The sequence below is a fragment of the Streptomyces odonnellii genome (genome assembly GCF_000981895.1).
GTDB classification, from domain to species: Bacteria; Actinomycetota; Actinomycetes; order Streptomycetales; family Streptomycetaceae; genus Streptomyces; species Streptomyces odonnellii.
In genome coordinates, this window is sequence record NZ_LATD01000341.1 from 1 (window position 1) to 21,590 (window position 21,590).

The 21,590-nt window shown below is 70.9% G+C and carries 16 protein-coding genes and 1 pseudogene; 8 read left to right on the top strand and 9 right to left on the bottom strand.

The window, feature by feature from the left end; all coding sequences use genetic code 11:
• Positions 1–435: hypothetical protein (locus WH07_RS28445; RefSeq protein WP_046506022.1), on the top strand; the 435-nt coding region annotated here is incomplete at its 5' end.
• A 133-nt stretch (positions 436–568) separates the two neighbouring features.
• Here WH07_RS28445 and WH07_RS28450 read toward each other — a convergent pair.
• The 3 genes from WH07_RS28450 to WH07_RS28460 form a co-directional block, all read right to left on the bottom strand.
• Positions 569–838, bottom strand: coding sequence for a hypothetical protein (locus WH07_RS28450; RefSeq protein WP_046506025.1), 270 nt, complete (start codon positions 836–838; stop codon positions 569–571).
• Between the two features lie 195 nt (positions 839–1,033).
• The gene (locus WH07_RS28455) at positions 1,034–3,982 is read right to left on the bottom strand and encodes an AfsR/SARP family transcriptional regulator (RefSeq protein ID WP_046506027.1); all 2,949 of its coding nucleotides are present in this window, start codon (positions 3,980–3,982) and stop codon (positions 1,034–1,036) included.
• A 201-nt stretch (positions 3,983–4,183) separates the two neighbouring features.
• Entirely contained in the window at positions 4,184–4,855 is a 672-nt protein-coding gene (locus tag WH07_RS28460; RefSeq protein ID WP_046506030.1) for a type 1 periplasmic-binding domain-containing protein, read from the bottom strand.
• A 177-nt stretch (positions 4,856–5,032) separates the two neighbouring features.
• Between WH07_RS28460 and WH07_RS28465 the strand changes: the two genes are divergently transcribed.
• The 3 genes from WH07_RS28465 to WH07_RS28475 all read left to right on the top strand — a co-directional run bounded on the left by WH07_RS28465 (position 5,033) and on the right by WH07_RS28475 (position 9,602).
• Entirely contained in the window at positions 5,033–6,268 is a 1,236-nt protein-coding gene (locus WH07_RS28465; RefSeq protein ID WP_046506033.1) for a HupE/UreJ family protein, read from the top strand.
• Between the two features lie 133 nt (positions 6,269–6,401).
• On the top strand, positions 6,402–8,378 hold the full coding sequence (locus tag WH07_RS28470) for a purple acid phosphatase family protein (RefSeq protein WP_046506035.1): 1,977 nt from the start codon (positions 6,402–6,404) through the stop codon (positions 8,376–8,378).
• A gap of 72 nt (positions 8,379–8,450) precedes the next feature.
• The gene (locus tag WH07_RS28475) at positions 8,451–9,602 is read left to right on the top strand and encodes a WxL protein peptidoglycan domain-containing protein (protein WP_079023627.1); all 1,152 of its coding nucleotides are present in this window, start codon (positions 8,451–8,453) and stop codon (positions 9,600–9,602) included.
• 93 nt (positions 9,603–9,695) lie between these two features.
• Here WH07_RS28475 and WH07_RS28480 read toward each other — a convergent pair whose 3' ends face one another.
• Entirely contained in the window at positions 9,696–11,171 is a 1,476-nt protein-coding gene (locus tag WH07_RS28480; RefSeq protein WP_046506058.1) for a CehA/McbA family metallohydrolase, read from the bottom strand.
• 413 nt (positions 11,172–11,584) lie between these two features.
• On the opposite strand from WH07_RS28480, the gene WH07_RS28485 reads away from it, so the two are divergent.
• Positions 11,585–12,415 (top strand): LLM class F420-dependent oxidoreductase, encoded by an 831-nt coding sequence (locus tag WH07_RS28485; RefSeq protein ID WP_046506037.1) that lies wholly within the window; start codon positions 11,585–11,587, stop codon positions 12,413–12,415.
• A gap of 61 nt (positions 12,416–12,476) precedes the next feature.
• Here WH07_RS28485 and WH07_RS28490 read toward each other — a convergent pair whose 3' ends face one another.
• Complete coding sequence (locus WH07_RS28490) at positions 12,477–12,929, bottom strand: type II toxin-antitoxin system VapC family toxin (RefSeq protein ID WP_232789087.1); 453 nt, start codon at positions 12,927–12,929, stop codon at positions 12,477–12,479.
• The gene (locus WH07_RS28495; RefSeq protein WP_046506042.1) at positions 12,904–13,134 is read right to left on the bottom strand and encodes a FitA-like ribbon-helix-helix domain-containing protein; all 231 of its coding nucleotides are present in this window, start codon (positions 13,132–13,134) and stop codon (positions 12,904–12,906) included. Before WH07_RS28495 ends, WH07_RS28490 begins: the two co-directional genes overlap by 26 nt.
• A 159-nt stretch (positions 13,135–13,293) precedes the next feature.
• Here WH07_RS28495 and WH07_RS28500 point away from each other — a divergent pair, with 159 nt between their 5' ends.
• Positions 13,294–15,954 (top strand): bifunctional FO biosynthesis protein CofGH, encoded by a 2,661-nt coding sequence (locus tag WH07_RS28500; RefSeq protein WP_269801393.1) that lies wholly within the window; start codon positions 13,294–13,296, stop codon positions 15,952–15,954.
• 32 nt (positions 15,955–15,986) lie between these two features.
• Complete coding sequence (locus WH07_RS28505; protein WP_046506060.1) at positions 15,987–18,518, top strand: tetratricopeptide repeat protein; 2,532 nt, start codon at positions 15,987–15,989, stop codon at positions 18,516–18,518.
• Between the two features lie 101 nt (positions 18,519–18,619).
• Here the strand turns inward: WH07_RS28505 and WH07_RS28510 are convergent, their stop codons facing one another.
• From WH07_RS28510 to WH07_RS28520, 3 genes are all read right to left on the bottom strand, one after another.
• Positions 18,620–19,285: a hypothetical protein gene (locus tag WH07_RS28510; RefSeq protein ID WP_046506049.1), complete on the bottom strand. Its 666-nt coding sequence runs from the start codon at positions 19,283–19,285 to the stop codon at positions 18,620–18,622.
• The gene (locus tag WH07_RS28515) at positions 19,282–19,719 is read right to left on the bottom strand and encodes an ATP-binding protein (RefSeq protein ID WP_052744584.1); all 438 of its coding nucleotides are present in this window, start codon (positions 19,717–19,719) and stop codon (positions 19,282–19,284) included. Before WH07_RS28515 ends, WH07_RS28510 begins: the two co-directional genes overlap by 4 nt.
• Before the next feature lie 94 nt (positions 19,720–19,813).
• A complete protein-coding gene (locus WH07_RS28520; protein ID WP_046506051.1) occupies positions 19,814–21,055 on the bottom strand; it encodes a helix-turn-helix domain-containing protein in 1,242 nt (413 codons plus the stop codon).
• Positions 21,056–21,359: 304 nt separating this feature from the next.
• Here WH07_RS28520 and WH07_RS28525 point away from each other — a divergent pair.
• Positions 21,360–21,590, top strand: a pseudogene (locus WH07_RS28525) (ADP-ribosylglycohydrolase family protein); the annotation flags it as partial.

Genomic DNA, 21,590 nt, shown 5'->3' on the forward strand with positions numbered 1-21,590 from the left:
GGGTCGAGCAGCGGGGGTGGCGGGGGTGGCTGCTCCAGCTCCAAGAAGAAGAACAACGGGTATGTGGGCTCGGGCTCGGACTACGACTCCGACGACGACTACTCCACCTCGTCCGGCGGCTCCTCCACGTCCGGCTCCACGGCGTCGTCCGCCCACGGCGTCCGGGTCACGATGGTCGCCTGCGCCCGCAGGGCGAGCGGCAAACGGAAGGCCGTCACGTACGCGAGCGTCATGGTGACGACGGACCCGGGCGTGTCAGGCACCTACGAGGTCGAGGTCGACTTCAAGGACGCGGCGGGCGGGGTCGTCGACAGCGCGGACACGGAAGTGACGCTGACGAGCGGCGACACCCAGACGCTCCGCGTCCCGATGGACTTCCCGAACCAGGTGTCGAAGGTCCGCACCTGCGAACCCCGGGTGACCCCGGCGATCTGACATACCACCCGGACCGGACACACCCGTAGGGGGCCGAGCGACGCGCTCGGCCCCCTACGGTGTTCCCCCGTGCGTCTCGCGGCCGCGGCGGCTCCCCCTCCGCGCCGCCGCGGCCGCTCCCCGTCGGAACTGGTCAGGGCTTGGGCGGGGCGGGTGTGTGGTTGTCCATCGTGGTGATGGTTTCCTCCACCGGCTCCTCGGCGCCGTCCTTCGCCTTCGTGTCCTTCGTGGCCGGAAGGCCGTTCGCGGGAACGATGGGCGTGTGGTTGTCCATGGTGGTCACGGGACCGTTCGCCGGAGTGCTCGGCGTGTGGTTGTCCATCGTGGTCAGGAGCGCCTTCGCGGGCGTGGAAGGCGTGTGGTTGTCCATCGTCTTGATGTCGTCGTTCTTCTCGGTGCTCATGGTGCGCTCCCCTGTTTGGGACTGGCTTGAGGTCCTCTGTCCGGCGACTCCCCCGGGTGCCGCCGGACAGAGGCTGGGAGGCTCACTCGGACGCGGTGTCCTCCGGCGATCCGCCTGCCCCCCGACGCGACGGATCGATGGGTCGAGCATGGCGGGTAGGCATAAACATTCGATGAACGGCCCCGCGACGAGGGCTCAGGCGGCGCTGAGCGGGGTGAGGAGTCCCCGTACCTCGGCGGCCTCGGGCGCGCCGACCTCGTCGTACAGCGTCAGAGCCTCGTGCCAGCAGACGCGGGCCCGGTCCGTCTGGCCGAGGATTTCCAGCGCCCTGCCCAGCACCGTCAGAACGCCCGCACGGATACGGTCGCCGCCGATGCATCCGAATGCCAGGGCTTGCTCGGCGTGTTGGGCCGCGTGGGCCGGCCGCTTGGCCGAGAGATGTGCCTCGGCCATACGGAAGAGGGTCGTGCCCTCCCAGAGCCGCTGCCGGTTCTTGCCGAAGTTGGCCAGCGCCTCGTCCAGTTCGGCCAGTGCCTCCTTGTGGCGCCCGGCATGGGTGAGAGCCACCCCCAGGGCGTACCGCGCGTTCGCGAGGCGCACGGTGAGCCCCAGACGGTCGTATATGGCGATGCCCTCCTGGGCGAGAGCTATGGCCTTGGCGGTACGGCCGAGCGAGAGCTGCGTACGGGAGAGGTTGCACAGGGCGCTCGCCTCGCCCGGGGTGTTGCGGTCCGCGCGCGAGTCCTCGATCGCCTGGAGCAGATAGGACTCCGCGTCCTTGTGCCGCCCCTGGTTGAACGCGATGATGCCGCGGTCGTTGTTGGCCCAGAAGATGGGCGCACGGTCCTCGGCCGCCCGCGCCAGCAGCGTGGCCTGCCGGGCCTCCTCGTCGGCCTCCTCGTAGCGGCCCGCCACCAGATAGACGTTGGTCAGCGTCGTCCGGGCGCGGCCCTCGGCACGGCGGTCGCCCACCGCGTGGGCCGTCTGCCGCGCGGAGAGCGCCGCCGATTCGTACTGCTTGGAGTTGGCACCCGACTCCGCGAGGTCCTTCGCCGCCCACAACAGGTCGATCGCCCGGCGCAGTTGGCGCCCGCGCGAGGTCTGCCGCGCGCAGGCCAGTACGCAGTTCGCCTCGGTGTAGAGCCAGTCGAGGGCCGCCTGCCGGTCGGTGAACGAGATGCCCTCGTACGCGGTCGGCTCCAGGTGGTCCACCAGGCGGTCCCCCGGGCGTTCCAGCGCGTACACCCTCGACGCCGTCGCCAGATAGAAGTCCAGCAGCCGGGACATCGCCGACTCCCGTTCCGACGGGGGCTGTTCGTCGCGTTCCGCGCACGCACGCGCGTAGAGGCGTACGAGGTCGTGGTAGCGGTAGCGGCCAGGGGCGGCGGATTCGAGGAGGGAGGTGTCGACCAGGGACTCCAGCAGGTCCTCGGTGTCCTGGAGCGGCAGGTCGAGGACGGCCGCCGCCGCGGCCAGGGAGAGGTCCGGGCCGTCCGCGAGGCCCAGCAGGCGGAAGGCGCGCGCCTGGGCCGGCTCCAGCGCGCCGTAGCCGAGTTCGAAGGTCGCCTTGACCGCGAGGTCACCCGCCTGGAGCTCGTCCAGCCGCCGCCGCTCGTCCGCGAGCTTCGCCGCCAGGACCGAGACCGTCCAGGTACGGCGCGCCGCCAGCCGGGACGCCGCGATCCGGATCGCCAGCGGCAGGAAACCGCACGCCGCCACCACGTCCAGCGCCGCCTTGCGTTCCGAGGTGACCCGCTCCGCGCCGACGATCCGGGTGAAGAGCTGGAGCGCCTCGTCCGGCGACATCACATCGAGGTCCACGAGGTGCGCGCCCGCCAGGTCGACCATCCGCACCCGGCTGGTGACCAGCGCCGCGCAGCCTTCCGTACCGGGCAGCAGCGGCCGTACCTGCGCCGCGTCGTGCGCGTTGTCCAGCAGGACGAGGATGCGGCGGCCGTCGAGCGTCGAGCGGTAGAGCGCGGAGCGTTCGTCGAGCGAGTCGGGGATGGCGGTGTCGGGGGTGCCCAGGGCCCGCAGGAACGCGCCGAGGACCGTCTCCGGCTCGGCCGCCCGGGCACCCGCGCCCTGAAGGTCCACGTACAACTGCCCGTCCGGGAAGTGCGCCCGTGCCGTGTGCGCGACATGCACCGCCAGCGTCGTCTTGCCGACCCCGCCGATACCGGCGAGCGCGGAGACGGCCATCACGGATCCGCCGGCGGCGGCGAGCCGGTCGCCCAGCTCCCGTACGAAGGAGGCGCGGCCGGTGAAGTCGGGCACGGTCGCCGGGAGCTGGGCGGGCCTGCGCACGGCGTGGACAGGGGCGGGTTCCTCGACCGGACGGGCCAGTTCCGCGTCGGCCTGGAGTATCCGCTGCTGGAGCCTGGCCAGTTCGGGACGCGGGTCGACCCCCAGCTCGTCGGCGAGCAGGCGGCGCGTGTCGGCGTACGCGGCGAGCGCCTCGGCCTGCCGGCCGCTGCGGTAGAGCGCCAGCATCAGCAGCTCGCGCAGCCGTTCGCGGAGCGGGTGCGCGGCGGTGAGCGCGGTCAGCTCGGAGACGGCCTCCGCGTGGCGGCCGACCTCCAGGTCCAGATCGAGCCGGGTCTCGGTGAGCTGGAGACGCCACTCCTCCAGCCGGGTGCGCTGGTTGTCGGCGTAGGGGCCGGGTACGGAGGCGAGCGCCTCGCCGTCCCACAGGCCGAGCGACTTGTTGATCAGCGTACGGGCCAGATAACGGTCCCCGGCGGCGCGCGCCTTGTCCGCGTCGGCGGCCAGGTCCCTGGCGACGTTCAGATCGAGGGAGTCGGACGGGGTGCGCAGGGCGTACCCGCCGGCCTCGGTGATCAGTACGCCGGGGCTGAGCACCTTGCGCAGCCGCGAGGCGTAGGTCCGTACGGCGGCGAGCGCCTGCGACGGCGATTCCTCGCCCCACAGGGCGTCGATCAGCTCACTGGCGGTCGCGGTCCGCCCGTCCCGCATCAACAGGGCGACGAGCAGGGCGCGTTGCTGGGGGGACCCGGACGACAGCGGTTCGCCGTCGCGCCAGGCGCGTACGGGTCCGAGCACGCTGAAACGCAGTTCCGCGGTGTCCCCCGGCACCCCCGGAGCCCGCTGCTCCGGTACGCGCGGCCCGCCGTCACGGTCCATAGCTCCCCCTGCTCCCGGTGCTGCCGGTTTCGCCTTCGACAGTCTGCCTTGTCGGAGGTGCGTGCGTCAGCAGTGAGTCAGGGTCTGCACAAGCCTTCAACGCTTTCACGCCGCCCGTGATAGGGCGGTACGGGCCGCGCACACGCGACCGGATGCCGCGGGGTCCGCCCGGCGGGCGGACGACGCCACTCCCGAAAGAGCCTAGTGCGCGTCGAGCCAGATCACGATTCCGGTCAGGTCGTTGAGCACCGCCGCGACACCGGCCCTGATGGCCGCCGCACAGCGTTCCGCGGTGAAAGAGCCGGGGTCGTACGTCGAGGAGGCGCCGAGCCCTTCGCCACGGAACGACGCGCCGGACCAGTCGACCGCCGTGACGTTGTGGGTGGGTTCGGCCAGTTCCGCGCCCACCACGAGGAACGGCTGGTCCAGGTGGTTCGGGGTGACCGTCGCGAGCGGGTCCACCAGGTCGTTGCCCGCGCTGACGATCAGGTCGGGGTTCATCCCGAGGGCCTCGGTGATGCTGGGGATGAGGTCGTGCGGGCCGTCGGCGACCACCGTCCTGAGGTCGGCGTGCTCCGCCTCTGCCCAGTCCTCGACCGCCTTCACCAGGGCCTTGGTCGGGCGGTCGTCGCCCGAGGTGAGCAGCACCACGCGGTAGTCCTCCGACGGGTGGACCCCGGACCAGGAGCCGGGCCGCGGTGTGGTGGTCGACTCCGGGACGGGTGAGGAGGAGGGCTTGACGAATCCCGGGCCGAGAGTGCCGACGGCGGAGGGCTCGGGATGCGGCCGCGACCAGTCGTCGCCGGAGCTGCATCCGGTGACCAGCGCGGCGGCCGCGGCCAGCGTGGCGACGGCCCGAAGCGGGGGGCGCAAAGTGATCTTCCTCCGAGTGGTGGTGGATGGTGCGCCTGCATCCTCCTATGCCGGCCTCTGCCGCGTTCCTCCGTGGGTGTCGTTCTTGCTCTTGTTCTTCCGTTCTTCGCTGACGGGCCGGGCCGTGTTCATCCATGACATGCACCGTGCACAGGCAACCTGAAGGAGTCACTCCACATGTCACAACGGGTCCGCCGCGTCATAGTGCTGATCACAGCGGCGGTGATCGCTCTCCTGAGCTCCGGTCAGCCGGCGCTCGCCCACGGCTTCACCTCCACCGTGTACGCCCACATCACCGCGGGCGGCGACGGCGGTCCTGACGGGGGCCTCATACGTACGAAACTTGAGCTCGAATACGACCTCTTCGTCGTGTCCGCCGCCGACTACGAGGACGACGATCCCCTCTTCCAGACGGGGAACGCCGCGTTCGAGGACGGTGACACCGCCGCACAGGCCGCGGCGCTCAACGCCCACGCAAAGTCGGCCGTCGCGTATGTCACCAAGCGCTTCACGGTCAGCTCGGGCGGCGGCGAGGCCTGTACGGCGAAGCAGGCCGGCGACTTCACGATCGGCCGGCGCGAGGGCGTACCGTACGCGAATCTGCTGCTCGACTGGACCTGCCCCGCGGGCGGCGACGACCGCGAGGTGCGCGGCGGGCTGTTCCCCGACTCCGAGACATACGTCAAGGGCACCAAGACCATCGTCGACTACAAGATCGACGGCCGCTCCGGCAGCGCCGCGCTCGACGCCGAGCATCCGTCCTTCTCGATGGGCCAGGCGTGGTACGAGCGGTTCTGGGAGTTCTTCCGGCTGGGCGCCGAGCATCTGCTGACCGGGATCGACCACATCCTGTTCCTGCTGGCGCTCATCGCCGGGTCACGGCGGCTGCGGGAGATCGTGCTCGCGGCCACGAGCTTCACGCTGGCGCACTCGGTGACGTTCATGCTCGCCGCCCTCGGCCTGGTCGACGTACCCGCGAGCGTCGTGGAGCCCGTCATCGCGCTGTCGATCGCGGTGGTGGCCGGCTGGTACCTCTGGCGGGTCTGGCGGCACGGCGACCACGCGACCGATCTCGACCTGAACGACGTGGCGGGACGCGGTCACTTCGGGCTGGACCGCGCCGGCTGGACCCGCCTGGGGGTCGTTTTCTGCTTCGGCCTGGTGCACGGCCTGGGCTTCGCGGGGGCGCTGGGCATCGACGAGGCGTGGTCGTGGACCCTGCTGTGGTCCCTGCTGGTGTTCAACGTCGGTATCGAAGCCGTGCAGTTGGGGATCATCGCTGTCATCTTCCCGCTGCTGGCCGTACTGCGCCGCCGCGCGCCGAGGACCGGACTCTGGGCGACCGGCGCGATCTCCGCGGGCGTGGCGGCCATGGGCCTGGTGTGGTTCGTGCAACGGGTGTTCGGACTGTGACGGCGGTGCGCGCCTCCCGCGCGAGCCAGAAGTTCAACTGGCCCGAAGCCTGTCGTCGTGTCCGGTTCACCAACGGGCGAGAGGTTTTGTTTCCCAATACATGCACCCGTGTGCGTAAAAGGAACGTAAATTGATGACATCAAGACCCTCCGCGCAGGCCCTCGGTCCTGTGCGACGCCGTGTGGCCACCGGGGCCGCAGCGGCGCTCCTGAGCTTCTCCGTCGCCCTCGGCGGCGGCCTGGCCTCCCCTGCCGCGGCTGCCGACCCCGCCGCGCTCACCGGCATCATCCTCGGTGTGGGCGCCAACGAGTCGCAGCGCACGGTGACGTGGTACTCCTCCGCCGACACGGCGCAGGTGCTCCAGGTCGCCCCGACCGCTGAGCTGGTCAACGGCGAGTTTCCGGCCGGTGCCGCCACCTTCGACGCCACCGGCGGCGCGAACATCGCCACCAGCGGCGGCTTCAACCGTCACGCCACCATCACCGGCCTGAAGGAGGACACGCAGTACTCGTACCGCGTCGGCTCCGAGGGCAACTGGTCCACGGCGTACTCCTTCAAGACGCAGGACTTCGAAGGCGACTACGACTTCCTGTTCTACGGCGACCCGCAGATCGGTTCGTCCGGCGACGTCGCGAAGGACCAGGCCGGCTGGCAGGACACGCTGGACGTCTCGCTGGCGGCCAACCCGAACGCCGAACTCCTGGTGTCCGGCGGTGACCAGGTCGAGACGGCCAACACCGAGACCCAGTGGAACGCCTTCCTCGCCCCCGACAAGCTGCGTCAGTACCCGTGGGCGGCCACCATCGGCAACCACGACGTCGGCGGCAAGGCGTACGAGCAGCACCTCTACACCCCGAACACGGACCGCTCGGGCCCGCTGTACTCCAACGGGAACCCGGCGTCCAACACGTCCGGCGGTGACTACTGGTACATCTACAAGGATGTGCTGTTCATCGACCTCAACAGCAACAGCTACGCCACCTCCCAGGGCGGCGGCGGTGACGCGGCGCACATCAAGTACGTGACCGACGTCATCAACCAGCACGGTGCCGAGGCCAAGTGGACGGCGCTCGTCTACCACCACTCGATCTACTCGCCGGCCGACCACGCCAAGGACGGCGACAACAAGGCCCGTCGGGTGGACTTCCCGACGACGTTCTCCAAGCTCGGTGTCGACCTGGTGCTCCAGGGCCACGACCACAGCTACTCGCGCAGCTACGCGATCAAGAACGGCGCGAAGGCGAACCCGGACGAGAAGCCCGGCGACGCGGACGTGTACCCGGGTCCCGGCGGCGTCATCTACGTGACGGCCAACTCCGCCTCGGGCTCGAAGTACTACGACATCACGAAGCCGGACAGCAGCGGTACGAGCGGTGCCGGCAACGGCGCCGACCCGCTGAACCCGAACAGCTACTGGTACAACTCGGTCCAGAACCAGGAGCACGTGCGTACGTACGTCAAGGTCCAGGTTCGCAACGACAAGCTCGTCGTCGAGAACGTACGCAGCGGCACCTGCGCGGCCCCGAACGCGGCTGTCGAGCGTGGCCTCGTGTGCACCAACACCCCCGAGGGCCAGCCGGTCGGCTCGATCGTCGACAAGGTCACGGTGCACCCGTACAACGGTGACAACCAGGCCCTCGCGGTCAACGTGCCGAACGTCGCTCCGGGCGAGTTCGGCTGGACGATCGACGGCTACAACGGCCTGGTGGACCTCGGCACCGCCGAGGAGCGCAACGGTGACCACTTCGAGGCGGACGGCAAGATCAACCCGCTGCTCGTCTCGGACAGCCGCCGCTCGCTCGCCCCGTGGTCGATCTCGGCCAACGTGAGCGACTTCAAGGACGCCGACAAGACGTTCTCGGGCTCCTACCTCGGCTGGACGCCGCGCGTGCTCGTGAACGGCGCGGGCTCCAAGGCCGGGCAGCCGGTCGCCTCCGGCTACGACGACCAGGGCCAGGGCCTGTCCGTCTCGCGCGGCCTCGGTTCGGCCGAGCAGGGCCACGCCCGGGGTACGGCCAAGCTGGGCGCCGACCTGGGTCTGAAGATCCCGGACAGCGTTCAGAAGGGTGGCTACCGCGCCACTCTGACGATCACTGCGCTCAGCAGCTGATCACATCCGTTCCACGGCGGGGTGGGCGCCTTCGGGCGGCCCGCCCCGCCTCCCGTCCAGGAGAAGCTTGAGATGCACGCGTCCGTACCGCGCCGGAAGTCCGACCCGCGCCGGCAGCCCGCACCAGACCGGCAGCCCGCACCGCTCCGGAAGACGGCACCGCGCCGGCGGACCGCCGTCGCGGGCCTCGTCCGTACCGCCGCTCTGGCCCTGCTCATGGTCGTCGCGGTCGCCGGTCTGTCCGCGGGTCCCGCCGCGGCGGCCGACGGCGATGTCACCTGGACGGTCAGGACGGCCCCGAACAGCTACGGCGACGACCGGTCCAGCTACAGCTACACCGTCAACCCCGGCGGACAGCTCAAGGACGCCATGGTCGTCGCCAACCGCAGCAAGACCCCGCTCGAACTCGCCGTCTACGCCGCCGACGGCTACACGACCGACACCGGTCAGCTCGACCTGCTCACCCAGGACAAGAAGTCCGTCGGCATCGGCGCCTGGGTCCACGCCGGCCGCAGCAGCGTCGTGATCCAGCCCGGCAAGTCCGCCGAGATCCCCTTCACGGTCGGCGTGCCGGACAACGCGCCGCCCGGCGACTACGTCGGCGGCGTCCTCACCTCACTGAAGCAGTCCGACGACGCCGAGGGCATCAATGTGGACCGGCGCCTCGGCATCAAGGTCAAGCTGCGGGTCAGCGGCACGCTCAAGCCGAGCCTCGCGGTCGAGGACCTGCATGTGGAGTACGACGGCTCGGCCGGCCCGTTCGCCACCGGCGACGCCACCGTCACGTACACGATCCACAACACCGGCAACGCGATCCTGTCGACCCGTCAGGCGGTCTCGGTCTCGGGGCCGTTCGGCTGGCTGCGTACGGACGCGGGCCGGATCGCCGCGCCGCCGGAGCTGCTGCCGGGCGAGGACTGGAAGATGAAGGTCCCGGTCCACGACGTGCGGCCCGCGGTCAGCCTGGCCGCCACGGTGACCCTGACCCCGCTCCTCACCGACGCCTCGGGCACCACCACCGCCCTCAAGCCCGTCGAGTCCACCACCCACGGCTGGGCGGTCCCCTGGACACTGCTGGCGCTGCTGATCGTCCTGATCGCGGCGGCAGTCGGCACGTTCCTCCTGCTCCGCCGCAACCGGGCCCGCCGCAAACTGGCGGAGGAGGCCCGGGTACGGACCGCGGTGGAACAGGCGCTGCGCGACAAGGAGACGCAGCAGAGCTGACGGCCGACGCGTGCTGTCCCCGCGTCGGCCCGCTCCGGTCGCAGGCCGCTCCGGTCGCCGGCCGGCCCCGGTCGGGCCGCGGTCAGGCCCCGGTCAGTGGTCGCCGAGGAAGATCGGGTTCGTGAAGGCCGCCAGGGGGCCCGGGAGGCCGGGGATCACGGGGGTGTGGCGGACCTCCGCCCGCACGTATGTCGCGTACGACGGGGTCGTCCGCCAGTCGATGGTGGCCGTGCCCGAGGCCGGGACCGGGGTGGTGTGGAGGGTGCCCTGGTCGGTGATGAAGTGGGCCGTGCAGCCGGGGGCGCCGGTCACCCGCAGACGGACCGTCACCGGGGTGTCCGCCGGGACGTGGAGGCGGTCGCCGATGTCCGCGTGCCGGCCGCGGCCGCCCGTCGCGGTGAAGGCGACGGAGATCTCCGAGGACTCGGCGACATAGCTGTGGCCCGCGCGGATGCCGGCCAGGATCGCGTCCCGGGTGAGGTCCTCGGCCAGGACCACCGTCTGCGGGGTGCCGATGGGGTCGGGGTCGCGGTGGGCGTCGCTGTTGCCCATCGCCGGGGTCCACGGGCGGCCCGAACGGGCCGCGGAGACCAGGGAGTTGTCCCAGTCGGCCAGTGAGACCTCGTCGTCCACGGTGTACGGGCCGTTCCACACCTCGACCGCGTCGGCGTCGGCGAAGCCGAACTTCCAGTTGCAGCCGATGCAGGTGGCGTGCGGATGGGCCGGTACGACCAGACCCCGCGCACGGCGCACCTCGCGGGCGTAGTGGCCGAACCGGTTGTCCCGCGCGCGGTAGCGCCAGTCCACGAAGGTGCCCGGGTCCGTACCGATCGCGAGGACATGCCCGTTGCGGGTGGTGACTTCCTCGCCGGTGAGGATCAGCAGGTCGTCACCCCACAGCCCGGCCCAGGCGCTGTGCCCGGAGTGGGTGTTGTGTTCACTCGTATTGATGAAATCGAGGCCCGCGGCACGCGCGAGCGCCGCGATTTCCGCCGGAGTGCGCCTGCCGTCGGAGTGCACGGAGTGCAGGTGGCAGTCGCCGCGGTACCACGCCCGGCCGCGCCCCTTGGCGCGCTCCGGTGGGTGGACCGGCCGGGGCGTGGTGCCGGGGGCGCCGAACCTCAGCGTGATGGTCACCTCGTACGCGAGGCCCTGCGGGGCGACGGTGTACGGGCCGAGCGCGATGTGCCAGGTGCCGAGGCGGACCGGGCCAGGGATGTAGCCGGGGGTCGCCTCGTCGGCGCGCAGGAAGAACTCCGTACGGGCGCCGCCCGACCAGCCGCGGAAGCCGCGCCCGCCGAGGGCCGTGCCGCGCTCGTCGAAGACACCGATGTCGAGGGCGTTGCCCTGGGTGCCGGCCGGGACCGGGGGCCGCTCGTAGCTGTACGAGACATGGATCTCGCGGACGCCGCGCGGTACTTCGACGGGCAGATAGACGAAGTCGGGGGAGCCGACGGGCAGGGTGCCGGTCACGGTCCGGGTCAGTCCGTCGCCGTCGCCGGCCTGGGCGGGTGCCGCGTTCGCGAAGCTCACGGTACTCAACGTAAGCGCGGCGGCGGCTCCCGTCATCAGGAGCCTGCGCCTGTCCGGTCCGCCGAGCCCGTGGTCTCCGTCTTCGAGGAAGCCGCTGAAGCCACTGAAGTCGTTGAGGCCGTTGAGCCCGTTGAGTCCGTGGAGGTCGCGGACTTCGCGGCGGGCCGTGTGGTCGTCTGCGTGGTCCTTGCGCATACCGGCGGCTCCCAGGGTGCCGAGGGGGACACGGGTGGTCACACAACGCGTGCATTCAAACCCTGGTACCGAGCCATGAACCCGGCAGCAAGGGAAGGGGATTGACAGGTGGCGGAAACGCGGCGGGGACGTTGCGCCCGTGCGCGCGGCGGTCCTCACGGGGCGGTTACGGTGGCCCCTGCGTCCCCCACGGCACAACCGCCGCACGGTCCCCGTACTGCCCCTTCCACATCTCCTCCCCAGAAAGGCCCCCCATGCGGATCGCGACCACGATCTTCCTCACCGACGAGACGATCACGCCCGTACGGCTCGCACAGGAGCTGGAACAGCGGGGGTTCGCCGGTCTGTATGTCCCCGAGCACACCCATATCCCGGCCGAGCGGACCAGCCCGTACCCGGCGGGCGGCGACCTGCCGCGCGAGTACACCCGTACGTTCGACCCGTTCGTCGCGCTCGCGCAGGCCGCGGCCGTGACGGAGCGGCTGGGGCTCGGCACCGGCATCACCCTGGTGGCACAGCACGATCCGATCGACCTCGCCAAGCAGATCGCGACCCTGGACCATCTCTCCGGCGGGCGCTTCACGCTTGGTGTGGGCTTCGGCTGGAACAAGGAGGAGGCCGCGGACCACGGTGTCGAATGGACCTCGCGCCGCGAGCTGACCCGCGACCGGATCGGGCTGATGCGCGCGCTGTGGGCGGCGGAACCGACGGCGTACGAGGGGGAGTTCGGGTCCGTACGGGCGAGTCACGCGTATCCGAAGCCGGTACAGGGCGCGGCGCCCCGCACCCTGATCGGCGGCGCGGCCGGGCCGAAGCTCTTCGCGCAGATCGCCCAGTACGCCGACGGATGGCTGCCGATCGGCGGCGCGGGCCTCGCGGAGACGGTGCCGGTGCTCCGCACGGTCTGGGAAAAGGCGGGCCGGGACCCGGAGAGCCTCCAGATCGTGCCGTACGCGGTGCGCCCGACCCCGGGGAAGATGTCGTACTACGCGGAGCTGGGCATCGAGGAGGTCGTCCTCCAACTGCCCCCGGCGGGCGAGCTGGAGGTACTGCGGGCGCTGGACGACTACGCGCAGTACCTCTGACGGGGGTGGGGGGGCCTGCACGGAACGACCGCAGCGCCGTACCCCGGCGCCGAGGCCGTGATCAGCCCGGAGTCTCGAAGACTTCGATCTGGCACCGCCCGGCGCCGCTGCGCTCGATCCTGGCGTCGCTTGTGATCAACGGAACTCCCAGAGTCTCGGCGAGGGCGACGTATTGGGCGTCATATGCAGACTGGTCAGCTGACAGTGTTTTGACCCGCTCCCAGAGGATCACGGTTTCGTGCCGGTCGATCGGCAGATCCCGGAAAGTTGCCATGGCCTTGCGGAGCGGTCTTTCGCTGAGCTTGGGCTCCCCTCCACGCCGACCGCGGGCCAGGCCGAGCAGGGCGGACATGACTTCGTAGTCGATCAGGTGGGGCGCGGCGAGGCGGTCCTCCTCGGCGACGCGTTTGCGTACTTGATGCCCGGTGGGACCGTCGTCGGTCAGGAAGAAGACGAGCGCGGAACAGTCAATAACGATCACCGGGCGATCACCGGGCCGCTCTTGCGTCGTCAATCGCGGCCCGTACGTCCGTGACGGTCAGCGTCGTACTCGCTTCTGCTTCGGCGCGTGCGGAGACTTCGGCGAGCGTGGGAGTGGTGGCTGCGCCGACGAGAAGGTCCAGCGTGTAGGCCTGGAGGGATTTTCCGGCTTCGGCGGCGCGGGCCTTCAGTATGGCGAGGGCGCTTTCCGGAACGTCCCGGATGGTAAGAGCAGTCATGACTGCAACATAGCATCCCTGCATGCAAAATGCATGCGGTGGTGCTCGGGTCCGAACCGGGCAACCGGCGCGGGCGCTGCCCCCAAGCGTGCCCGTGAGCTGTGTCTCCGGTTCGGGGCGCGCCCTGGTGAGCCCGGGGCTCGAACGTATCCTCAAAGGATGACGACGCGCGCGCCGCAGGATCCTGGGAGCGGACAGCCCATCGGGCGATCCGCCGAAGACGACACCCGCCACTACGACGCACGCCCCGCCCCACGCCCCACCGCCAACGCCATGCGCCGGGCGCTCAAGCGGGCCCGGGACGGGGTCGCGCTCGACACCGGCGAGGCCGCCGTGCTGCTCCAGGCGCGGGGGGACGATCTCACCGATCTCGCCGCCTCCGCCGCGCGCGTGCGGGACGCGGGGCTCGCGGCGGCCGGGCGGCCCGGGGTCATCACGTACTCCCGCAAGGTCTTCATCCCGCTGACCCGGCTGTGCCGCGACAAGTGCCACTACTGCACCTTCGTGACCGTGCCCGGCAAGCTGCGCCGGGCCGGCCATGGCATGTTCCTGTCGCCGGACGAGGTGCTGGAGATCGCCCGCAGGGGGGCCGAACTGGGCTGCAAGGAAGCCCTGTTCACACTCGGCGACAAGCCCGAGGACCGCTGGCCCGAGGCCCGCGAGTGGCTGGAGGCCGAGGGGTACGACGACACCCTCGCGTACGTCAGGGCCATGGCGATCCGGGTGCTGGAGGAGACCGGCCTGCTGCCGCACCTCAACCCCGGCGTGCTGTCCTGGACCGACTTCCAGCGGCTCAAGCCGGTCGCGCCCAGCATGGGCATGATGCTGGAGACCACCGCGACCCGCCTCTGGTCCGAGCCCGGCGGCCCGCACCACGGCTCGCCGGACAAGGAGCCCGCCGTACGGCTGCGGGTGCTGGAGGACGCGGGCCGCTCCAACGTCCCGTTCACCAGCGGGATCCTGATCGGGATCGGGGAGTCGTACGAGGAGCGCGCCGACTCCCTCTTCGAACTCCGGCGCGTGCAGCGGGCGTACCACGGCATCCAGGAAGTCATCGTGCAGAACTTCCGCGCCAAGCCGGACACGGCGATGCGCGGAATGCCCGACGCCGAACTGGAGGAGCTGGCCGCCGCCATCGCCGTGGCCCGGCACATCCTCGGCCCCTCCGCGCGGATCCAGGCGCCGCCCAATCTCGTGGACGCCGAGTACGCGCTGCTGATCGGCGCGGGCATCGACGACTGGGGCGGGGTCTCACCGCTCACCCCCGACCATGTCAACCCCGAGCGCCCCTGGCCGCATATCGACGAACTGGCCGCGAAGACCGCGGAGTCCGGCTTTGAGCTGCGCGAACGGCTCACGATCTACCCGGAGTTCATCCAGCGCGGGGAGCCCTGGCTCGACCCCCGGCTGCTGCCGCACGTACGGGCGCTGGCGGACCCGGAGACCGGCCTCGCCCGCGAGGTGAACCCGGCCGGGCTGCCCTGGCAGGAGCCGGACGAGGGGTTCACCACCTCAGGCCGGACCGATCTGCACCGCACCATCGACACCGAGGGCCGCACCACCGACCGCCGCGACGACTTCGACGAGGTGTACGGCGACTGGGAGGCGCTGCGGGAGGCGGCGGCGCCGGGCATGGTGCCGTCCCGTATCGACACGGACGTACGGACGGCCCTCGCTCAGGCCGCCGACGACCCGACGAAGCTCACCGACGCCGAGGCGCTCGCGCTGCTCCACGCGGAGGGGCCCGCGCTGGACGCGCTGACCCGGATCGCGGACGAGCTGCGCCGCGATGTCGTGGGCGACGAGGTCACGTACGTCGTCACGCGCAACATCAACTTCACCAACGTCTGCTACACCGGCTGCCGCTTCTGCGCCTTCGCCCAGCGCCGTACGGACGCCGACGCGTACACCCTCTCCATCGACCAGGTCGCCGACCGGGCGCAGCAGGCGTGGGAGGTGGGCGCGGTCGAGGTCTGTATGCAGGGCGGTATCCACCCGGACCTGCCCGGTACGGCGTACTTCGACATCGCCCGCGCCGTGAAGAAGCGCGTCCCTGGCATGCACGTCCACGCCTTCTCCCCGATGGAGATCGTCAACGGCGCCTCGCGCACCGGTCTGTCGGTCCGCGAGTGGCTGACGGCCGCCAAGGAGGCGGGACTCGACTCGATCCCGGGCACCGCCGCGGAGATCCTCGACGACGAGGTCCGCTGGATCCTCACCAAGGGCAAGCTCCCGGCGGCGACCTGGATCGAGGTCGTCAAGACGGCCCATGAGCTGGGGCTCCGCTCCAGCTCCACGATGATGTACGGGCATGTCGACCAGCCCCGCCACTGGCTCGGCCACTTCCGTACGCTGGCCCGGATCCAGCAGGAGACGGGCGGCTTCACAGAGTTCGTCACGCTTCCCTTCATCCACACCAACGCCCCCGTCTATCTGGCCGGTATCGCCCGGCCGGGCCCGACGGACCGCGACAACCGCGCGGTGACGGCCATGGCGCGCCTTCTGCTCCACCCCCACATCACCAACATCCAGACGAGCTGGGTGAAGCTGGGTGCGGAAGGTGCGGCGGAAATGCTCCGCTCCGGCGCCAACGACCTGGGCGGCACCCTGATGGAGGAGACCATCTCCCGTATGGCGGGCTCCGGTTACGGCTCGTACCGCTCGGTCAAGGACCTGGTGGCCATCGCCGAAGCGGCGGGTCGTCCGGCGAAGCCGCGTACGACGCTGTACGGCGAGGTGCCGGAGGAGCGCGTCAGGGCGGCCACCGCCTCGGACGGCCATCTGCCGGAGCTGCTGCCGCTGCTCGGCGCGGGGGAGTGAGGCCCGGCGTGGGTGGCGCGGCGCGGCCGTCCATGCAGGAGCGGATCCGGCGTCGGCGGCGGGGCGGATTCGTCGGACGGCGGGAGGAACTGGCGCTGTTCCGGGGGAACTTCGACATTCCGCCGGACGACGACCGGCACCGGTTCGTGTTCCATGTGCGGGGGAACGCCGGGGTCGGGAAGACCTCGCTGGTGCGGGAGCTGGAGGAGGCGGCGCGGGAACGGGGGGCGCTGACCGCGTACACCGACGAGGCCGTGGCCGGGGTGCCGGACGTGATGGCCGCGGTCAGTGAGCAGTTCGCGCGGCAGGGCAGGCCGCTGAAGGCGCTGGACCGGGCGCTCGCGACGTACCGGCAGCGGCAGTTCGAGGCGGAGTCGGCCGCGGTGGCGGCCGACCCGGCTGCGGGAGGGGCCGGAGCCGGGTCGCGGGCCGGGCCGTCGGCCGGTTCGCGGGCCGTCGCCACGGCCGGTCTCGCCGGGCTGGGGATGGTGCCGGGGATCGGCCCGTTCGCCGCGATGGCCGATCCGGGGCAGGTGGCGGAGGGAGCCGACCGGTTACGGGCGGCGCTCAGCGCGCGGCTGCGCAGCCAGGAGGACGTACGGCTGGTGCTGTCGCCGCTCCAGGTGCTCACGCCCGTACTGGTCTCGGAGATACGGCGAGCGGGCGCCGAAGTCCCCTGGATCGCGCTCTTCTTCGACACGTACGAACGCACCGCGCCGTTTCTGGACGAATGGCTGCGCGATCTGATCACCACCGAGCGGTACGGCGCGCTGCCCGACCATGTCGTCATCACCCTCGCCGGACAGCGCGGGCTCGACCCCGGCCACTGGGGCGACTACGCGGACGTGGTCACGGATCTGCCCCTCGGGCCCTTCACCGAGAGCGAGGCGCGACGGCTGCTCGCCGACAAGGGCGTCGTCGACGAGCCGGTCGTACGGGATGTGCTCCGGCTCTCGGGGCGGCTGCCGGTACTGGTCTCCACGCTCGCCGCCAACCGGCCTGACGGCTCCGGCGATCTGGACGATCCCAGCGCGACGGCCGTGGAGCGCTTCCTCAAATGGGAGCGCGACCCGGCGCGCCGGGCGGTGGCGCTCGCCTGCGCACTGCCGCGCCGGCTGAACGAGGACATTCTGCGGTCGGCGGTCGGCGAGCGTTCCGCGGGTGCGGGTGCGGGTGCGGGTGCGGGTGCGGGCGCCGCTGGCGCTGGTACGGGTACGGGCACGGATGGGACCCTTGGGACCCCCGGGGCCGTCGGCGAGGAGGAGGCGGCCGGGCTCTTCGGCTGGCTGTGCACCCTGCCGTTCGTCAGCGGCCGGTCCGGCGGCCGGGCGCGGTACCACGAGGTCGTACGCGACCCGATGCTGCGGCTGCAACGGACCGCCTCCCCGCGCAAGTGGACGGAGGCCCACACCCGGCTGGCCGAGGCGTTCGCGCGCGAACGCGCGGCGGCCGAGGACGGACCGGAGCCGCACGGGGGCATCGGCGCCGACCGGCGCTGGGCCGAGGAGAGCTGGCGCGAGCCGCGCCTTGAGGAGTCGTACCACCTGCTCTGCGCCCGGCCGCGCGCCGCCCTGCCCGATGTGCTCCGCGACGGCATCGCGGCCTGCCGGCTGGGCCCGGTGGCGGCACGCCGCTGGGCGGGGACGCTCGCGGACGCGGGCCGGGACAGCGGTTCCGAGCAGCTCGCCGCCTGGGGTGCGGAGTGCCTCGCGGCGCTGGCGGACGAACGGCGGTACGCCATTGACGTACTCGGTCTGCTGCTCGCCCGCCCCGAACTGACCGAGGCCGACCGGACCGCCGCGTACACGGCCCGTGGCTGGAACCACTTCCGCGCCGACGCGCACGAGGAGGCCCTCGCCGACTACGGCCGGGCGGTCGCGCTCGATCCCGCGCATGTGCCCGCGTACCACGGCCGCGCGCTCACACTCCGGGCGCTGGACGACTTCACCGCGGTCCTGGCCGATCTGGACCGTGCGGAGGAACTGGCGCCCGGGACGGCGTGGGTGCCGCGCGAGCGCGGGGAGACGTACCGCAGGGCGGGCCGGTACGAAGAGGCCGTCGCCGAACTGGACCGCGCCCACACCCGCGATCCACGTGACGCGGTGATCCTGGGCAGCCGGGGACAGGTCAGATTCCAGCAGGGCGAGGAGCGCGAGGCCCTCCAGGACCTGGACCGGGCCATCGAGCTGTGGAGCGACTACACCTGGGCGCTGCGCCGACGGGCACACATCCGCGGCCGGCTCGGCGACACGACGGGAGCGCTGGCCGATCTGGGCAGGGCCGAGCGGCTGGACCCGGAGCTGCCGCAGGTGCCGGGGCAGCGGGGGGAGGTGTACCGCTGGGCGGGTCGCCACGAGGAGGCGGTGACCGAGTTCACCCGGGCCCTGACCCTCGACCCCTCGTACACCTGGGCCCTGGGCAGCCGAGCGATGGCACTGAAGGCCCTGGGCAGAACGGCGGAGGCCCTGGCAGACCTGAACAGGGCACTGGAACTGAGACCGGCATACGACTGGGCACGCGCGAGGAGGAACGAACTGCTGGCGGAACGGGGCGGTGCCCCGTGAGGCGGCATGGGTGCCGGGCCCGATGGCGTTACGGCCGCCGACGCCGCCCCCCGGCCCGACCGACGCATAGCCGCACCGGCTCCAAACACAACCGGCTCCGCCTACAGAGGCGCGCGTCTCAGGTAGGCGGCGTGCTCGGTGTCCAGGTCGGCGACGGTGAACTCCTGGAGTTCCATCATGAGCTGGCCGGCCAGTATCCAGTCGATCTGCCGGTCCTCGTAGGTCACCGACGCGGCGCCGTATGCCATCGGGAACAGTCCGTGCGGCCGGTACAGCGCACCATGCGCCCCCGCCACCGCGAACGACCGCACGCGCAACGCCACGTACCGTTTGCGCAAGTGCGGGCACGCCCGCACCGCCGTGACCGCGCACGGCACGCACAGCGGCGGATGCCCCGTCACGTCCCCCGGCTTCCACGGCCCCGGGTCGGACGGGTCCTCGCCCACCAGCCAGAGCGTGCCCTCGCGGGTACGGTCCGAGGGCCCGCCGCAGACCTGGCAGAGCAGCTTCCGCATGGCCCGGCGCTGGCGCAGGAAGTGCACCTTCCCGAACTCGGGCCGCCCCTTGCCCGGGCTGATTCCGATCCGCTTCCAGAGGACGCCCATGTCGTCGCGCTCGTAAGGTCCTTCGTCGGCGTACGCGATGCCTCGCCCCTTGGCGATCACCATTCCTGTGGGCCGGTGTTCCGAGGACCAGCAGGCGATGTACGGAACGACATCCGGCCTCGGAAAGGCCCCGATCGGAAGACCGCCCTCCGGCAGAGTCATGAGCGATCACGCCCGCTGAGCCGTACCAGCGGCACGGAAAGCGACGCCCAGACCACCTTCCCCGGCCCGACCCGCTCGGCCACGCCCCACTCGTCCGCCAGAGCGTCAACGAGCAGCAGTCCCCGCCCGTCCGGCGCGTCAGCGTCCGGTGTTCGCGGCTGCGGCCGGTCCGGCGAACCGTCGTGCACCTCGATGCGGAGAGCGCCCGAGCTGCGGAAGTAGCGTGTCTCGATGGTCTGTTCCGGCGTCACCCTGGCATGCAAGCCGGCGTTGCTGAGCAGCTCGGACAGGATGAGGACGGCGGAATCCTCCAGAACGGACAGCCCCCAATCGGCCAGGGCCTTCCGTAACTCCAGCCGCGCGTACGCGACGCATCGCGGATCCGGACTCCACCGCAGCACCACGCTGCAATCCCTCTGCTGGTTGCTCGCCATGTTCGCCAAAGTAGGGAACGCGGCATGCAGCCGGCCAGGCATAAACGATGCACTTGCAACGACACCTCATCAGAAGTGCATCGTGATAATGCAGTTACGCGAAAACGCCGAGGTGGGCGCCGACTTCCCGCATTTCTGTTGTGAGAGTGCGACGCTTCCGCGTTACCTCTTCGAACGTGATCGCGGCGGACGACTGATGACGGAACCACTCGGGCGCAAGGCGGTCGAGCCTCACCAGTTCTTCCATGGCCGCCGACGGATCCCCAGTCCGAACCTGGGCGCGGGCCAGATCCAGGTGATACCGATTCCCGTCGTTGCTGCTGGGCTTACCGAGGCGCGTCCACGCCTTGGCCTGAAGTTCCTCCCGATCGCTGGACTGCCGCACCACGGCGCGCGCGTCGCCCGCGATCATCGAGTCCTCAAGTTCCTTCATAGCCGCTGTCACCGGTCCGAACAGCGACCAGAATCGCAGTACATTGCGGTGCGAAACTCCAACAGCCTTTGCTGCGGTGCCCGCCGCTTTCCTCAACTCCTCGGCCTCATCCGGCCGGTTGTTACGAGCGGCGGCTGCCGCCGCCTCCATGGCCAGACCGCCCCACGTCGAATACTGGTTCGCTGTCGCACCCTTGATCTTCGGCTCAACGACGTCCATCGACGCGACCGCGATGTCCTCCGCCTCGTCAAACCGGTCAGTACGCATGAGAAGCCAGCACATGACACCGACGCCGGACGCCGCAGTCAAGTCGTCCGCCGCCGCGCGGGCATCGTCGATGGCCTGCCGAATCGCGGTGTGTGCCAAGTCGAACTGCCGAATCTGCACAAGCCACTTGCCCACCAACTGCAACGCTTCGGACCGCACCGTCAGGGCGCGCACGCGTTCATCGCCGTCATCGAAGAAGGCGACGGCGTCGTTCGTCCCGCGGATGAGCGACGGAAGGTCCGCCGCGATACTCCGGTACGAGTCCTCGAAGTACAAGACAGCCATGTCATGCGTTGTGCGGCGGAGCCGTCCGAGATCAGGTTCGTCTCCGACGGGTGTGCTCATCGAGCCGAGCCCAACAGCCGGAGTCAGTGCGATACGAAGATCACGCAAGTGCATTCCGTTGGGATTGTCATGCGCGACAGGTTCGGGGGTGCCTGATGCCATCAGCGCGGACGTTCTCACATCGAAGGCGCGGGCGATGTCGTGCAGGGTTTCCATACGCACACCGCCATGACCTTGCTCGATCTTGCGAACAGGCCCTACAGAGAGCCCGGCACGGTGTGCCAGCTCTTCTTGGCTCCACCCCGCAGCGCGCCGGTACTTCCTTACGTTGTTGGCGAGTTCATCCGACATGCGCCACCGTCCTTTCCCAATCCAGCGTACGACGATGACGGACGGCTCATATGTACCCCCAACGCGCCCGCCAGACGCGCAAGGTGGTGCCCGAATGGAGCGGTACCGGCCGCGCACAGCAGGCTGGGGATGGCACCGCGGATGCTCTGCCCGCCTCGTCCGGCCGGGCCGCCGGTCCCCGTCCGGACCCCGCGGATTCATACCGGCCATGATCCTTCGTACACCCTCAACTCCCTGTTCCCGTTCCACTACAGTGCTGCGCAGTCTGCGGAGTCGCTGCGAGGCTCATGGGGAGGGAGGGCTCGTGAGCACACCGTCCGGGGCCGTCTGGGGCCGTGCCGAGCAACAGGACTTCCGCAGCAGAGTCCGGGGCTGTCTGCTGGGCGGGGCCATCGGGGACGCGCCCCGCGCGGGGGTCTCGGGGCTGAGCCTGGAGGAGATCAGGGCCGCGCACGGACCGGAGGCCGTCACCGACTTCGTTCCCGCGTACGGCCGTCGCGGCGCCGTCGCCGCCGCCACGCAGCTCACCCTCTTC

What these genes read in the sequence shown, in the direction of transcription:
- WH07_RS28510 (WP_046506049.1), bottom strand. Translation starts at nt 19,285, where the DNA reads ATGACTCTGCCGGAGGGCGGTCTTCCGATCGGGGCCTTTCCGAGGCCG.
- WH07_RS28500 (WP_269801393.1), top strand. Translation starts at nt 13,294, where the DNA reads ATGACGACGCGCGCGCCGCAGGATCCTGGGAGCGGACAGCCCATCGGG.
- WH07_RS28465 (WP_046506033.1), top strand. Translation starts at nt 5,033, where the DNA reads ATGTCACAACGGGTCCGCCGCGTCATAGTGCTGATCACAGCGGCGGTG.
- WH07_RS28485 (WP_046506037.1), top strand. Translation starts at nt 11,585, where the DNA reads ATGCGGATCGCGACCACGATCTTCCTCACCGACGAGACGATCACGCCC.
- WH07_RS28480 (WP_046506058.1), bottom strand. Translation starts at nt 11,171, where the DNA reads ATGACGGGAGCCGCCGCCGCGCTTACGTTGAGTACCGTGAGCTTCGCG.
- WH07_RS28515 (WP_052744584.1), bottom strand. Translation starts at nt 19,719, where the DNA reads ATGGCGAGCAACCAGCAGAGGGATTGCAGCGTGGTGCTGCGGTGGAGT.
- WH07_RS28475 (WP_079023627.1), top strand. Translation starts at nt 8,451, where the DNA reads ATGCACGCGTCCGTACCGCGCCGGAAGTCCGACCCGCGCCGGCAGCCC.
- WH07_RS28470 (WP_046506035.1), top strand. Translation starts at nt 6,402, where the DNA reads ATGACATCAAGACCCTCCGCGCAGGCCCTCGGTCCTGTGCGACGCCGT.
- WH07_RS28505 (WP_046506060.1), top strand. Translation starts at nt 15,987, where the DNA reads ATGCAGGAGCGGATCCGGCGTCGGCGGCGGGGCGGATTCGTCGGACGG.
- WH07_RS28455 (WP_046506027.1), bottom strand. Translation starts at nt 3,982, where the DNA reads ATGGACCGTGACGGCGGGCCGCGCGTACCGGAGCAGCGGGCTCCGGGG.
- WH07_RS28495 (WP_046506042.1), bottom strand. Translation starts at nt 13,134, where the DNA reads ATGACTGCTCTTACCATCCGGGACGTTCCGGAAAGCGCCCTCGCCATA.
- WH07_RS28520 (WP_046506051.1), bottom strand. Translation starts at nt 21,055, where the DNA reads ATGTCGGATGAACTCGCCAACAACGTAAGGAAGTACCGGCGCGCTGCG.
- WH07_RS28450 (WP_046506025.1), bottom strand. Translation starts at nt 838, where the DNA reads ATGAGCACCGAGAAGAACGACGACATCAAGACGATGGACAACCACACG.